Origin of the sequence: Micromonospora sp. L5 (genome assembly GCF_000177655.2) — a bacterium.
GTDB lineage: Bacteria > Actinomycetota > Actinomycetes > Mycobacteriales > Micromonosporaceae > Micromonospora > Micromonospora aurantiaca.
Genome location: NC_014815.1, coordinates 5521145 through 5534205 on the forward strand (window position 1 = coordinate 5521145; position 13061 = coordinate 5534205).

Annotated in this window: 14 protein-coding genes; 9 read left to right on the forward strand and 5 right to left on the reverse strand. The window is 74.7% G+C overall.

Going from position 1 to position 13061, the window contains the following annotated elements:
* Positions 1-111 precede the first annotated feature (111 nt).
* The 3 genes from ML5_RS25355 to ML5_RS25365 all read left to right on the forward strand — a co-directional run bounded on the left by ML5_RS25355 (position 112) and on the right by ML5_RS25365 (position 3728).
* Positions 112-1308, forward strand: a complete 1197-nt coding sequence (locus ML5_RS25355; protein ID WP_013476701.1) for an MFS transporter — start codon at positions 112-114, stop codon at positions 1306-1308.
* Positions 1309-1388: 80 nt separating this feature from the next.
* Positions 1389-3251 carry a transketolase gene (locus tag ML5_RS25360; RefSeq protein ID WP_013476702.1) on the forward strand — a complete coding sequence of 621 codons (1863 nt, stop codon included), beginning with the start codon at positions 1389-1391 and terminating at the stop codon, positions 3249-3251.
* An 87-nt stretch (positions 3252-3338) separates the two neighbouring features.
* On the forward strand, positions 3339-3728 hold the full coding sequence (locus ML5_RS25365; RefSeq protein ID WP_013476703.1) for a DUF2267 domain-containing protein: 390 nt from the start codon (positions 3339-3341) through the stop codon (positions 3726-3728).
* A 98-nt stretch (positions 3729-3826) separates the two neighbouring features.
* On the opposite strand, the gene ML5_RS25370 is transcribed toward ML5_RS25365, so the two are convergent.
* On the reverse strand, positions 3827-4243 hold the full coding sequence (locus tag ML5_RS25370; protein ID WP_013476704.1) for a YchJ family protein: 417 nt from the start codon (positions 4241-4243) through the stop codon (positions 3827-3829).
* Positions 4244-4418: 175 nt separating this feature from the next.
* Between ML5_RS25370 and ML5_RS25375 the strand changes: the two genes are divergently transcribed.
* Both ML5_RS25375 and ML5_RS25380 read left to right on the forward strand, forming a co-directional pair.
* The gene (locus tag ML5_RS25375) at positions 4419-5099 is read left to right on the forward strand and encodes a tyrosine-protein phosphatase (RefSeq protein WP_013476705.1); all 681 of its coding nucleotides are present in this window, start codon (positions 4419-4421) and stop codon (positions 5097-5099) included.
* Between the two features lie 84 nt (positions 5100-5183).
* Positions 5184-6185 (forward strand): phosphotransferase family protein, encoded by a 1002-nt coding sequence (locus ML5_RS25380; RefSeq protein ID WP_013476706.1) that lies wholly within the window; start codon positions 5184-5186, stop codon positions 6183-6185.
* Positions 6186-6188: 3 nt separating this feature from the next.
* Here the strand turns inward: ML5_RS25380 and ML5_RS25385 are convergent, their stop codons facing one another.
* From ML5_RS25385 to ML5_RS25400, 4 genes are all read right to left on the reverse strand, one after another.
* Positions 6189-6836, reverse strand: a complete 648-nt coding sequence (locus tag ML5_RS25385; RefSeq protein ID WP_013476707.1) for a class F sortase — start codon at positions 6834-6836, stop codon at positions 6189-6191.
* 73 nt (positions 6837-6909) lie between these two features.
* Positions 6910-7392 carry a hypothetical protein gene (locus tag ML5_RS25390; RefSeq protein ID WP_013286444.1) on the reverse strand — a complete coding sequence of 161 codons (483 nt, stop codon included), beginning with the start codon at positions 7390-7392 and terminating at the stop codon, positions 6910-6912.
* A 242-nt stretch (positions 7393-7634) separates the two neighbouring features.
* A complete protein-coding gene (locus tag ML5_RS25395) occupies positions 7635-8303 on the reverse strand; it encodes a response regulator transcription factor (RefSeq protein WP_013476708.1) in 669 nt (222 codons plus the stop codon).
* A complete protein-coding gene (locus tag ML5_RS25400; RefSeq protein ID WP_013476709.1) occupies positions 8300-9403 on the reverse strand; it encodes a sensor histidine kinase in 1104 nt (367 codons plus the stop codon). Before ML5_RS25400 ends, ML5_RS25395 begins: the two co-directional genes overlap by 4 nt.
* A 168-nt stretch (positions 9404-9571) precedes the next feature.
* Between ML5_RS25400 and ML5_RS25405 the strand changes: the two genes are divergently transcribed.
* The 4 genes from ML5_RS25405 (at position 9572) to ML5_RS25420 (ending at position 13039) form a co-directional block, all read left to right on the forward strand.
* Positions 9572-9988: a DUF6069 family protein gene (locus ML5_RS25405; protein ID WP_013476710.1), complete on the forward strand. Its 417-nt coding sequence runs from the start codon at positions 9572-9574 to the stop codon at positions 9986-9988.
* A gap of 169 nt (positions 9989-10157) precedes the next feature.
* Positions 10158-10595, forward strand: coding sequence for a YciI family protein (locus tag ML5_RS25410; RefSeq protein ID WP_047893363.1), 438 nt, complete (start codon positions 10158-10160; stop codon positions 10593-10595).
* An 8-nt stretch (positions 10596-10603) separates the two neighbouring features.
* Positions 10604-11749 (forward strand): RNA polymerase sigma factor, encoded by a 1146-nt coding sequence (locus tag ML5_RS25415; RefSeq protein ID WP_013476711.1) that lies wholly within the window; start codon positions 10604-10606, stop codon positions 11747-11749.
* 42 nt (positions 11750-11791) lie between these two features.
* Positions 11792-13039: an MFS transporter gene (locus ML5_RS25420; protein WP_013286438.1), complete on the forward strand. Its 1248-nt coding sequence runs from the start codon at positions 11792-11794 to the stop codon at positions 13037-13039.
* Positions 13040-13061 lie beyond the last annotated feature (22 nt).

A 13061-nucleotide genomic window follows, 5' to 3' on the forward strand; every position in this document is an offset into this window, starting at 1 on the left:
GATCCCGGCATGACCTGGCGATGTTGATGCCTTCCTGAGCGACGAGGCCGCGGGCCGCCGCGGACGCCGTGCATTCCGACCGGTGTCCGTCACGTCCCGTGGGAAGGTTCCATGCTCGTCGCTCCTGCCCGCGTACCAGCGACCCGCCGCCTGGCGGCGACGCTCTACGGGTACGCGTTCCTCACCGACCTCGTCCTGCTCTACCCGCTCTACGTGCTGCTGTTCGCCGACACCGGGTTGTCGGTCGGGCAGATCTCCTCGCTGTTCGTGCTCTGGGCGGCCGCCGGCATCGTGCTGGAGGTGCCCTCCGGCGTGTGGGCCGACGCGGTGTCGCGCCGCCTGCTGCTCTGCCTCGCGCCGCTGCTGGCCGCCGCCGGGTTCGCGCTCTGGGTGCTGCTGCCGTCGTATCCGGCCTTCGCCGTGGGCTTCCTGCTCTGGGGTGCCGGCGGCGCACTGCGCTCCGGCGCGCTGGAGGCGCTCGTCTTCACCGAGTTGGAACGCCTCGGCGCGGCCGACCGGTACGCCCGGCTGATCGGCCGGACCCGCACCGCCGAGGTGCTCGGCGCGGTCGGATCAGGGGTGCTCGCCGGGCCGGTGTTCGCGCTCGGCGGCTACCTCGCTGTCGGCGCGGCGAGCGTGGTCACGTGCCTGCTGGCGGCTGCCGTCGCGGCCCGCTTCCCGGAGCACCGCCAGCCGCCGGCCGCGCCTGTCCCGAGCGGGGGTGACGACGAGCCCGGCTGGCTGGACAGCCTGCGCCTGGGCCTGCGCGAGGTGCGGGCCGACCGCCGCGTCCGCGCCGCCGTGCTGCTGGTCGCGGCGGTCACAGCGATCTGGGGTGGGCTGGACGAGTACACCGGGCTGCTGGCCGCCGACACCGGCATGGCCGAGGTCGGCGTACCGCTGCTGCTCCTGCTGGTGTGGGCCGGGATGACTGTGGGCGGGCTGCTCGCGCCGCTGGGCGAGCGGCTGTCCCACAGCGGGTACGCCGGTCTGCTCGTGTTCGCGGCCGCGGCGACGGCGGCCGGGGCGCTGCTGCGGCACCCGGCGGGGTTCGTGCTGCTGGCTGCGGCGTTCGCCGCGTTCCAGCTGGCCACCGTGCTCGCCGACGTGCGGCTCCAGGCCCGGATCACCGGGTCGGCGCGGGCCACCGTCACCTCGCTCGCCGGAATGGCCACCGACCTGACCATCGTCGCCTTCTACGCCGGGTACGGGCTGCTCGCCGGTGCGATGGGCAACCCGGCTGCCTTCGCGGTCGCGGTGCTGCCGTACCTGCTGGTGGCGCTCTGGCTACTCACCGGTCGAGCATGAATCGCCAGAAAAGGGACCAATGGTCGCGTTCGCGGCCTAGCGTTGGTCCGGAAATTCGGCGACCCCGGGGGACGATCGCGGTGACGTTGGAAGCAGAGCGCACACTGCGCGACGAGGACCTGACCGGGCTGGCGGACCTGGCCGCCCAGCTGCGGGTGGACGCGATCAGGTGCAGCACGATGGCCGGCTCCGGGCACCCCACGTCCAGCCTCTCCGCCGCCGACCTGCTCGCCGTGCTCGTCGCCCGGCATCTGCGCTACGACTGGTCCTACCCGGGCAACCCCGGCAACGACCACCTGATCTTCTCCAAGGGGCACGCCTCCCCGCTGCTGTACGCGGTGTTCCGGGCCACCGGCGCGATCAGCGAGCAGGAGCTGCTGGAGACGTACCGGCGATCCGGGTCGCGCCTGCAGGGCCACCCCACGCCGGTGCTGCCCTGGGTGGACGTCGCCACCGGCTCGCTCGGGCAGGGCCTGCCGGTCGGCGTCGGGGTGGCACTCGCCGCCCAGTACCTGGACCGGTCGCCCGCCCACGTCTGGGTGCTCTGCGGCGACAGCGAGACCGCCGAGGGGTCGGTGTGGGAGGCGCTGGACAAGGCCGGCCACTACGGGCTGCGCAACCTCACCACGATCGTGGACGTCAACCGGTTCGGCCAGCGCGGCCCCACCGAACTGGAGTGGGACCTGGACACCTACCGGCGGCGCGTCGAGGCGTTCGGCTGCCGGGCGATCGTGGTCGACGGCCACGACCCGGGCGCGATCGACGAGGCGTACGGGCAGGCACGCGACGCCACCGGGCCGACAGTGGTGCTGGCCCGCACGGTCAAGGGCAAGGGCGTACCCGAGGTGGAGAACAACCCGTCCTGGCACGGCAAGCCGTTCGACCCGGAGCTGGCCGAGCGCGCCGTGCGGGCGCTCGGCGGCCCCCGGCGCATCCGGGTCGCCGGACCGAAGCCACCGCCCGCGCCCCGGGCCGCCGCGCCGGAGATCCGGCAACCGGAACTGCCGACGTACGAGCGCGGCGCGAAGGTCGCCACCCGGGACGCGTACGGCGACGCGCTGCGCGCCCTCGGCGCGGCCCGGCCCGACGTGGTCGCGCTCGACGGCGAGGTCAGCGACTCCACCCGGGCGGAGCGCTTCGCCACCGCGTACCCGGACCGGTTCTTCCAGATGTTCATCGCCGAGCAGCAGCTCGCCGCCGCGGCGGTGGGCCTGGCGGTGCGCGGCTACCGGCCGTTCGCGGCTACGTTCGCCGCGTTCTGGTCCCGGGCGTACGACTTCATCCGGATGGCGGGCGTCTCCCGGGCCGACATCGCGCTCGTCGGCTCGCACGCCGGGGTGGAGATCGGCCCGGACGGCCCGTCCCAGATGGGGCTGGAGGACATCGCCGCGCTGCGGGCGGTGCCCGGCTCCACGGTGCTGTGCCCGGCCGACGCGGTCTCCTGCGCGGCCCTCGTCGCCCAGATGCCCGACCAGCCGGGCGTCAGCTACCTGCGGACGACGCGCGGCGCGTACCCGGTGCTCTACGACGACGCCGAGCCGTTCCCGATCGGCGGCAGCCGGATGCTGCGCGACGGCGGGGACGTGGCGCTGCTCGGCACCGGCGTCACGGTGCACCTCTGCCTCGCCGCCGCCGACGAACTGACCCGCGAGGGCATCGACGCCCGGGTGATCGACCTGTACTCGATCAAACCGGTGGACCGGCAGCGCCTGGCCGAGACCGTCGTGGAGACCGGCGGACGGCTGGTGGTGGTCGAGGACCACTACCCGGAGGGCGGGCTGGGCTCCGCGGTGCTGGAGGCGCTCGCCGACCTGGGCGAACCGGCCCGGGTCAACCACCTGGCGGTACGCGGGCTGCCCGGCTCCGGCACCCCCGCCCAGCAGCTCGACCGGGCCGGCATCGGCGTCGGCGCGATCGTCTCGGCGGCGCGGGCCCTGGCCTGAGCCGTACCGCCGCGGCCCGCGGCGCGGCGGTGTTTGCCCGGACCGGCGGCGGGTAGCCACGGTGCCGTTGCGACGGGAGGACAGACGATGGCCGAACCGGAGTTCTACGCGCGGGTCTCCGCCCGTGCCGGCGTGCCGGTGGAGACGGCCCGCGCGCTGACCGAGGCGACACTGCGCACGCTCGCCGAACGGATCAGCGGCGGCGAGGCCGACGACCTGTCCGCGCACGTCGCGCACGAGCTGCGTCCGCTGCTGGCACGCGCCCGCATCGAAGACCCCGAGGTCTTCGGGTACGACGAATTCCTGCGCCGGGTCGCCGAGCGCTCCGGCGCCACACCGTCCGACGCCGAGCGCGGCGCCCGGGCGGTGTTGCAGGCGCTGCACCGGGTGATCGGGCCGGCCCAGTTCAACCGGGCGCTGTCCCAGCTGCCCCGGGAGATCGCCGAGCTGGCCCAGCCCGCCCCACGCCCCGCCTAGGCGAAAGGAAGGGCCCCTTATTAACGCCTCCGGTAGAGGAAGGGCCCCTTGTTAACACCCGCCGCCACGGGCCGCCAGCGTCGGCGCCGGGGGAGGCGTCACTCGGGCAGCGCGTCCAGGTAGACCCAGCGGCCGTCCTCGCGGGCGAAGCGGCTGTGCTCGGCCAGGACGCCCGCCCGCCCGCCCTCGCGGTAGTGCGCCCGGAACCGCACCGTCCCGGCGCTGTCGAACAGGCCGCCCTGACCGGTCTCCACGATCTCCAGCCGGGTCCAGCGGGTGCCCGGGTCCAGCTCCAGCCGCTCGGGGCGGGTGGTGGAGTGCCAGCTGTGCCGCAGGTAGGCCGCGTCGCCGAGCGCGAACGCGCTGAACCGGGACCGCATCAGCGCCTCCGCTGTCGCCGCCGTCGCCTCGCCCCGGTGCACCGGGGAGCAGCAGTCCGCGTACGGCCGGCCGGTGCCGCACGGGCAGGCCGCCGGACGCTCACCCGCGCCCTCGCGCGCCTTCCGTCTCGCCACCCGGCGATTCTCTCCCACACCACGACCGCCCTCGCGGCCGGTAGGCCGGGCAATCCCGGACGGGACAGGATGAGAGGGCGCGCTGGTCGATGGCGAGGACGGTGGAGAGGGGCAGTCGCCGGGGAGGCGGCTGAGGCCACCAGCGTCGGCTGACCGACCTCGTATAGTCGCCTCCATGATCACTCGTGGGGCCACGGCCGACGCCACCACCGGCGGTTCCGGCGTCCGGAACCTCCGCGACGCAGGCGGCGTCGGGTCGTTGCGCCGTGGGGTCCTGTATCGCTCTGGCGCCCTGCATCTCCTGACGCCCGAGGGTGCCCGGGAGCTGGAGGATCTCGGGCTACGCACGGTCATCGACCTCCGCAGCATCCGAGAGGTGGCCGACCGGCCGGACCGGTGTGCGGGTCTCGACGTCGAGCACTGCCACTTTCCGGTGTTCACCGACCAGAGCTGGCCGGACGACCAGGTGGCGCTGTACCCGTACATGGCTGAGCAGGCCGGTCGTGCCACCGTCGCGATAATCCGGCAGCTCATCACCCCTGGTGCACTACCTGCCCTGGTCCACTGCGCCTCCGGCAAGGACCGCACCGGAGTCGTCGTCGCCGTCATCCAGACTCTCCTGAATGCTTCCGATGCGGAGGTCACCCAGGACTTCCTGCGCTCGAACGCCGCTCTGGACCTCACCGGATCGCCGGCCGGCGCGGCGATCGGACACGGCACCCGCCCGGTGACCGCAGCGCACCTGCTTCATGCCATGGTGTGGATCCGCAGCCACCACGGCTCGGTCTCCGCCTATCTCCAGGCTGCCGGCGCCACCGAGGCCGAACTGGAGGCCCTGCGGGGGGTGCTTGCCTGACACGGTCGCGCCACCGGCCGGTACCGCACGTCTTCGCAATCGCTGCGCCCACGATGCAGCCGCAGGCGCTACGCTCCCCGGACCATGAGCGTGAGCCCGACTCAGCGTGCCCTCGACCCGGATCAGGTCCGCCGCCACCTCGCCGCCTCGCTCGGACCCGGCGCCGAGGTGGCCGACTGCGGGCCGCTGACCGGTGGCGGCTTCGCCGCCGTCTGGTGGGTACGCCTCACCGACGGCCGGGACGTGGTGCTCAAGGCCGGTCCGCCGCCGCACGTGCCGCTGCTGCGCTACGAGCGGGACATGATCGGCGCGGAGGCGCACTACCTGCGCCTGGTGGCCGACCGCGCACCAGCAGTGCCCACCCCGGCGTTGCTGCACCACGGCACCGACCCCGACCTCGGTGACTGGCTGCTCATGGCGCGGCTACCAGGTCGTACCCTCTGGGACCTGAGCCGGGCCGGCGCGGACGTCGGGCCGCTGCGCGCGGAGTTCGGCCGCGCGCTCGCCGCGCTGCACGGCGTCACCGGCGAGCGGTACGGCTACGACGGCGACCGGGCCTCCGGGGCGACGTGGCGGGACGCCTACACGGCCATGGTGGACGACATGCTCGCCGACGCCGCGGACTGGGCGGTGCCGCTGCCGGCGCCCGCGACCCGGATCCGGGAGCTGGTGGCGCGGCACGCGGAAGTGCTCGACGCGGTACGCCGCCCGGCGCTGCTGCACTTCGACGGCTGGGCCGGGAACGTGCTGGCAGTGGACGGGCCGGACGGCACGCCCCGGCTCACCGGCCTGGTCGACGGCGAGCGGTACCTGTGGGGCGACCCGCTGATGGACCTCGTGTCGCCGCTGCTGTTCCGCCGCGCCGAGGACGAGCCGGACGACCCGCTGGTACGCGCCTACCGGGCGGCGGCGCCGTTCCCGTTCGACGCCGGGGCGCGGCGGCGGCTGGGGCTCTACCGGCTGTACCTCTACCTGCTGATGACTGTCGAGATGCCCAGCCGGAACATCACCGCCGACAACGACCCGGGCCGGGTGGAGCTGCTGGCGGAACTCCTCGGCGCGGAACTGGCCGACCTGGCGGACTGAGCGTCACCGGGTCGCGGTGGCGAAGACGACGATGTTGTCCGGGTAGCTGCCGGTCCGCGGGTCGAACCGCCCGCCGCACGTGATCAACCGCAGCCGCGCCGCCGCGTCGCCGCCGTAGACGCGCGCGGTGGGGAAGCGCTCCTTCGGGTACGCCCCGACGCCGTCCACAGTGAACGTCGCGGTCCGGCCGTCGGCGCGCAGCACGCGAATGGTGTCGCCGCTGCGCAGCCGCCCGAGGTCGAAGAAGACCGCCGGGCCGTGCTGCGAGTCGACGTGCCCGACGAGCACCGCGTTGCCGGCCTGGCCGGGTGCGGGACCTGGGTGGTACCAGCCGGTGACCTCCGGGCGTTCCAGCGGCGGTACCTCCAGCGCGCCGTCCGCGTCGGTGGCGACCGGGACGATCTCGGCGTCGACGCCGATGCGGGGGATGGTGACCCGGACCGGCGTGGACCGGGGGAGTGCCGGGCCGGCCGTACCCGGTCGTTCGGTGGCGGGCGCGGCGGAGACGCCGGGCTGCGGTGGTGACGCCGACGTGGTGCCGAGCCCGGCCGAGACCAGGCCGGCGCCCGCGGCGGCGGCGAGAGTGACGGCGGTGACCACGGCGGCGGTGCGCAGTCGCGACCGGCCGCCGTGCGGCGACGAGGCCAGCATCCCACCTCCGTCCGACGGGGACGCGGCGCCCGCGCCGGAGCATCCGGCGCGGGCGGACCGCTCGGCGAGCCGGTCAGGCGGCGGCGTCCGCGCGGCGCCGGCGGATGACCGCGTACGCGCCTCCGGCGAGCGCCCCGGCGGCCAGCACGCCACCGGCGATCAGCACTCCGGTGTCGCCGTCGCGTCCGCCGCCACCGGCCTGCGCGCCGCCGATCGGGGTGACGGTGAACGTGGCGCTGCCGCCGTCGCTGCCGTCGCCGCACGTGGTGGCGACCGTGTACGTGCCGAGCGTGAACCCGGCGGTGAACAGTTCGGCGCTCAGGCCACCGCCCGCGGCGGCCGTGGTGGATCGGACGTTCTGGTCCCGGTCCGGGCCGGTGACCCGGAAGATCGCGTCACCGGCGTTCGGGTTGCACGTCGTGGTCAGCACGACGGTGCCGCCGACCGGGGTGGTGGCGGGTGAGACTCTGGTGTCCGCCAGCGCGGCGGCCGGGAGCAGCAGTGCGCCGAGGCCCACGCCGAACGCCGCCGATCCGAGAAATGACTGTGCCTTCATCCGCGTCTTCCCTCACTTTTCGTCCGCTGTAGGCGTGGGACGTCGTTCGGGTGGCCAACTCCGTGACGAGCACCGGTGTGGCCAACACTAGGAGGGTTGCGGCGGTCACTGGGGGTAATTGAGAAATCTTCGTTGCCGTCCGGTGTGCTCCCTGCCGCCACGACACGGCGGACATGCCGGGCCAGCCCGGACGGCGAACCGTCCCGGTTCGGCACTTCTGGGTCCGCTGTCCGGTTCGGCGCCTACCGGACCGGCGGCTCCGGCCGGACCAGCCCGGTGTCGTACGCGAGCACCACCGCCTGGATCCGGTCTCGCAGGCTCAGCTTGGTGAGGATCGCCGAGACGTGGGTCTTCACGGTGGCGGTGCTCAGGTGCAGCCGGGCGGCGATCTCCGCATTGGACAGTGCCCGCGCGGTGAGCGTCAGCACCTCCCGCTCGCGGGCGGTCAGCACGGCGAGCACGTCGCCGGCGGGCGCGGGCGCGGGCAGCCGGTCGGCGTACCGGTCCAGCAGCCGCCGGGTCACTGTGGGCGCGAGCAGGGCCTCGCCCCGGGCCACCACGCGTACCGCCTCGGCGAGGTCGGCCGGGCGGGTGTCCTTGAGCAGGAACGCACTCGCCCCGGCGCGCAGCGCGGCGTAGACGTGTTCGTCCAGGTCGAACGTGGTCAGCATGACCACCCGGGCCGGGTTGCCGGCGGCCACCAGGTCCCGGGTGGCGGCGATGCCGTCGCGCCGGGGCATCCGCACGTCCATGAGCACCACGTCCGGCCGGGTCCGCGTCGCCACCGCGACCGCCTCGACACCGTCGGCCGCCTCCCCGACGACGCTCAGGTCGGGCCTAGCGTCGAGGACGGTACGCAGCCCGGCGCGGATCAGCTCCTGGTCGTCGGCGACCACCACCCGCACGGTCACCGGCCCGCCCCGACCGGCAGTCGTGCGTGGACCCGGAACCCGCCGGCCGGCAGCGGGCCGGCGTCGAGCGTGCCGCCGAGCAGCCGGGCCCGCTCCCGCATGCCGACGATGCCGCGCCCGGTGGGCGTACCGGGCCGGCGGGCGGGCGCCGGGCCGTCGTTGACGACCTCCAGCCGCAGTACGCCGTCGCGATAGTGGACGTCCACGTCGGCGTGGGTGGCGTGCCCGTGGCGCAGCGCGTTCGTCAGTGACTCCTGCACGATCCGGTACGCCGACAGCTGCACCCCGCCGGGTAGCGCCTCGCCGTCGCCCTCCCGGTGCAGCGTCACCGGAAGGCCGACCGCCCGGACCGCGTCGGCGAGCGCGTCGAGCTGCGCCAGCCCCGGCTGTGGCCCGCCCTGCTCGGACCCGTCGTCGGCGGCGAGCGCGTGCAGCATGGCCCGCAGTTCGGTCAGCGCCGACCTGGCCGCCGTGTCGATCGCGCCGAGCGCGACCCGCGCCTGCTCCGGATGCTCGTCGAACACGTCCTCCGCGGCGGCTGCCTGGACGGCGATGACCGCGACGTGGTGCGCCACCACGTCGTGCAGTTCCCGGGAGATGCGTTCCCGCTCGGCCGCCAGCACCTGCCGTTCCCACGCGCAGCGCCGTTGCGCCTGGCCCCGTTGCAGCTCGCCGAGCGTCCAGCTCAGGGCCAGCGCGGTCACCGCCAGCAGCAGGTCCCGCCAGCCGCCGGTGACCAGCTTCCACGGCGTGGGTGCCAGCAGCAGCCCGAGCGCGACGAGCGAGTACCGGGGCGGGCGCAGCCGGGCCACGTACGCCATCGGCACCGCGACCAGGCCGAGCCAGCCGAGCTGCGGGCAGAGCGCCTCCAGGCCGACGCCTGCCAGCGCGGCGACGGTGAGGGCGTACCCCGGGTGGCGCCGGATCCACAGCAGACAGCTCGCCTGCGCCACGGCGAGGCCGACCGCGACGGCGGTCGCGCCGGGCGTGTCCGGGCCGGCGTCGGAGGCCAGCAGCGCGAGCAGGCACACGGCGATGCTCGCGGTGGCGATGCCGCCGTCGAGCAGCAGCAGGAACCGGGACCGGGACGCGCACCTCATGTCCGGATGCTAGGCCGCCGGTCCACCGCTTCTCATCGGTCGCCAGACGGAGATCCGGGCCGGTGGTCGTTCGGGCGACGGAGCCGGGAACCGCTCCGCAGCCCGATCCGCGCGGCGGCCGCCGGACCTAGCGTTTCCGGCAGTCGTCCCGATGTGGAGGAGTCACCGATGGAGACCACGATCCCGACAGTCACCGCCCGCCCGAACCGCCGCCGGGACCGCCTGCTCACGGTGTTCGCGGCGACCGCCGCCGCGCTGCTGGGCTGGGTGGTCGCGGTACCGGTCGCGGGGGTGGAGCTGATCGCGCGCAGCGGCTCTACGGACCAGCGGGTGACGCCGGTGGCAGTGGTGGTGAGCACGCTGCTCGCCGGGCTGGCCGGCTGGGCGCTGCTGGCCCTGCTGGAACGGCTCACCGCCCGTGCCCGCACCGTCTGGACGGTGGTCGCGGGCCTCGTGCTGCTGGTGTCCCTGCTCGGGCCGCTGGGCGGGGGAGTGGGGAGTGCGGCGACGCTGACGCTGGTGGCGTTGCACCTGGTCGCAGGCGCGGTGCTGATCACCGGCCTGCGCCGGACCGCCGCCCGCTGACGGCCGGGCGATCCGCTGACGGGTCCGGACCGCCGCGACGGGGGCAGGCGGCCCGGACCATCAGAACTAGCCTCCTAGGATGCCCTACGCGATGTGGACGCCGAAATTCCTCCGCCACCGATGTCGAGAACGCAACGCCGGCTTCGTCCCCGGAGTGAACGCGGCCAGAATGGGTCGCACCCTCCACGAGGAGACACTCATGAAGTACCTGCTCCTGAAGCACTACCGCGGCGGCCCGACCCCGGTGTCCGACATGCCGATGATCGACAAGTGGACGCCGGAGGAGATCTCCGCGCACGTGCACTACATGCAGGAGTTCGCGGCGAAGCTGCAGGAGAGCGGCGAGTACGTCGACGGCCAGGCGCTCGCCCCGGAGGGCACGTTCGTCCGCTACGACGGCGAGGGACGCCCGCCTGTCACCGACGGCCCGTTCGCCGAGACGAAGGACCTCATCGCCGGCTGGATGGTGATCGACGTGGACAGCTACGAGCGCGCGCTCGAACTGGCCGCCGAGCTGTCGGCCGCGCCGGGGCAGGGCGGCAAGCCGATCCACGAGTGGCTGGAGCTGCGCCCGTTCCTGACCGCGCCGCCGACCATCACGGAGTGATCCGTCCGATGGACGAGGTCGCGCTCCGCAGCCTCATCCCGGGCGTGCTCGGTGTCCTCGTCCGCCGCGGAGCCGACTTCGCGGCGGCCGAGGACGCCGTGCAGGACGCGCTCATCGAGGCGCTGCGCGTCTGGCCGGCCGACCCGCCCCGCGATCCGCGGGGCTGGCTGGTGACCGTGGCCTGGCGGCGGTTCCTGGACGTGGTGCGCGCCGACGCCGCCCGGCGCCGGCGCGAGGACCTCGTGGACGAGGAACCGCCGCCCGGCCCGGTGCCGGCGGTCGACGACACGCTGCGGCTCTACTTCCTCTGCGCGCATCCGTCGCTGAGCCCGTCGTCGGCCGTCGCGTTGACGCTGCGCGCCGTCGGCGGGCTCACCACCCGGCAGATCGCGCAGGCGTACCTGGTGCCGGAGGCCACCATGGCGCAGCGGATCAGCCGGGCCAAGCGCACCGTGTCCGGGGTGCGGTTCGATCAGCACGGTGACGTCGCCACCGTGCTGCGCGTGCTGTACCTGGTGTTCAACGAGGGCTACTCCGGCGACGTGGACCTGGCCGCCGAGGCGATCCGGCTCACCCGGCAGCTCGCCGCCGCGATCGACCACCCCGAGGTGGCCGGGCTGCTCGCGCTCATGCTGCTGCACCACGCCCGCCGGGCCGGGCGGACCGCGCCGGACGGCAGCCTGGTGCCGCTGGCTGAGCAGGACCGCGGCCGGTGGGACACCACGCTGATAGCCGAGGGCGTGAACATCCTCCAGACCGCCCTGTCCCGCGACCGGCTGGGCGAGTTCCAGGCCCAGGCCGCCGTCGCGGCGCTGCACGCCGACGCGCGTACGGCGGCCGAGACCGACTGGGTGCAGATCGTCGAGTGGTACGACGAACTCGTCCGCCTGACCGGCAGCCCGATCGCCCGGCTCAACCGGGCGGTGGCGGTCGGCGAGGCGGACGGCCCGCGCGCCGGGCTGGCGGCGCTCGCGGCGCTCGACGACTCGCTGCCCCGGTACACGGCGGTGGCCGCGTACCTGCACGAACGCGACGGCGACCAGGACCGGGCGGCCCGGCTGTACGCGGAGGCGGCCCGCCGCGCGTCCAGCCTGGCCGAACGCGACCACCTGAACCGGCAGGCGGCCCGCCTCAACACCCGCCGCCCCGGATAAACCGGTCGGCGGCGCGCGTCGCCGCTGGTAGGTTGCCTCGCCGTGACGGGGGAACGGCTCGGCGGGCGCTTCGCCCGACTGTGGACGGCGAGCACGCTGTCCGCGCTGGGTAGCGGGACGGCGACGGTGGCCGCGCCGCTGTACGTGGCGTCGATCACCGACGATCCGCTGGTGGTGTCGGCCGGGGCGGCGGTGTCGTGGCTGCCGTGGCTGCTGTTCGCGCTGCCCGGCGGCGTCCTGGCGGACCGGGTGGACCGGCGGCGGCTGATGGTGCTCATCGACTGGGTACGCGTCGGCGCGCTGGCCGTGCTGGCGGCGGCGATGCTGGCCGACCGGGCCGGGATCGCGCTGCTCTACGCGGTGCTGTTCGTGGTGAACACCGGCGAGGTGGTGTTCCGGACCGCCGCGCAGGCGGTGCTGCCGGCGGTGGTGCCGCGCTCCCTGCTGGAACGCGCCAACGGCTGGCTGGGCGGCGGCACCCAGGTGATGCAGAACATGATCGCCGGCCCGCTCGGCGGGTTCCTGTTCGTGCTGGCGGCGTCGCTGCCGTTCGCCCTCAACGCCGGCACGTACGCGCTGAGCGCCGTGCTGGTCGGACTGCTCGCCGGGACGTACCGGGGCGGGCCGGCGCCGGAGGAGCGGCGCTCGGTGCGGGCGGAGGTCGCGGAGGGGTTCCGCTGGCTGTGGGGGCAGCGGCTGCTGCGCACCATGACCGTGCTGATCGGCCTGCTGAACGTCACGCTCACCGCGGCCGTGGCGGTGCTGGTTCTGCTCGCCACCGAGCGGCTCGGTCTCGGCTCGGTCGGCTACGGCGCGTTGTTCACCTGCATGGCGGTCGGCGGGGTGCTCGGCTCGCTGGTGGGGGACCGGCTGATCGCCGCCATCACACCCACCTGGACGGTGCGGACCGGGCTGCTGGTCGAGGCGGGACTGCACCTGGCGCTCGCCGCGTCCCGCAGCGCGGCCGTGGTCGGGTTCGCGCTGTTCGCGTTCGGGGCGCACAGCGCGCTGTGGAACATCGTGGCGAACTCGCTGCGGCAGCGCCTCACCCCGCCCGCGTTGATGGGCCGGGTCGGCAGCACCACGTTGTTCGTCGCGGCGGGCGGCAACTGCGTCGGCGCGCTGCTCGGCGGCGTGGTGGCGGCCCGGTTCGGCATCACCGCGCCGTACTGGGTGGGTTTCGTGGTGGCGGTCGCGGTGATCGCCGCGACGTGGCGGGTCTTCGACCGGGCGACGGTGGCCGCCGCCTACGCCGAGCCGGCCCCGCAGAAGCCCGCGCCGGTGGCCTGAGCGCGGGTCGGCCGGTGGCCGC

What these genes read in the sequence shown, in the direction of transcription:
- ML5_RS25405 (WP_013476710.1), top strand. Translation starts at nt 9,572, where the DNA reads ATGGAGACCACGATCCCGACAGTCACCGCCCGCCCGAACCGCCGCCGG.
- ML5_RS25355 (WP_013476701.1), top strand. Translation starts at nt 112, where the DNA reads ATGCTCGTCGCTCCTGCCCGCGTACCAGCGACCCGCCGCCTGGCGGCG.
- ML5_RS25410 (WP_047893363.1), top strand. Translation starts at nt 10,158, where the DNA reads ATGGGTCGCACCCTCCACGAGGAGACACTCATGAAGTACCTGCTCCTG.
- ML5_RS25380 (WP_013476706.1), top strand. Translation starts at nt 5,184, where the DNA reads ATGAGCGTGAGCCCGACTCAGCGTGCCCTCGACCCGGATCAGGTCCGC.
- ML5_RS25385 (WP_013476707.1), bottom strand. Translation starts at nt 6,836, where the DNA reads ATGCTGGCCTCGTCGCCGCACGGCGGCCGGTCGCGACTGCGCACCGCC.
- ML5_RS25365 (WP_013476703.1), top strand. Translation starts at nt 3,339, where the DNA reads ATGGCCGAACCGGAGTTCTACGCGCGGGTCTCCGCCCGTGCCGGCGTG.
- ML5_RS25400 (WP_013476709.1), bottom strand. Translation starts at nt 9,403, where the DNA reads ATGAGGTGCGCGTCCCGGTCCCGGTTCCTGCTGCTGCTCGACGGCGGC.
- ML5_RS25415 (WP_013476711.1), top strand. Translation starts at nt 10,604, where the DNA reads ATGGACGAGGTCGCGCTCCGCAGCCTCATCCCGGGCGTGCTCGGTGTC.
- ML5_RS25375 (WP_013476705.1), top strand. Translation starts at nt 4,419, where the DNA reads ATGATCACTCGTGGGGCCACGGCCGACGCCACCACCGGCGGTTCCGGC.
- ML5_RS25390 (WP_013286444.1), bottom strand. Translation starts at nt 7,392, where the DNA reads ATGAAGGCACAGTCATTTCTCGGATCGGCGGCGTTCGGCGTGGGCCTC.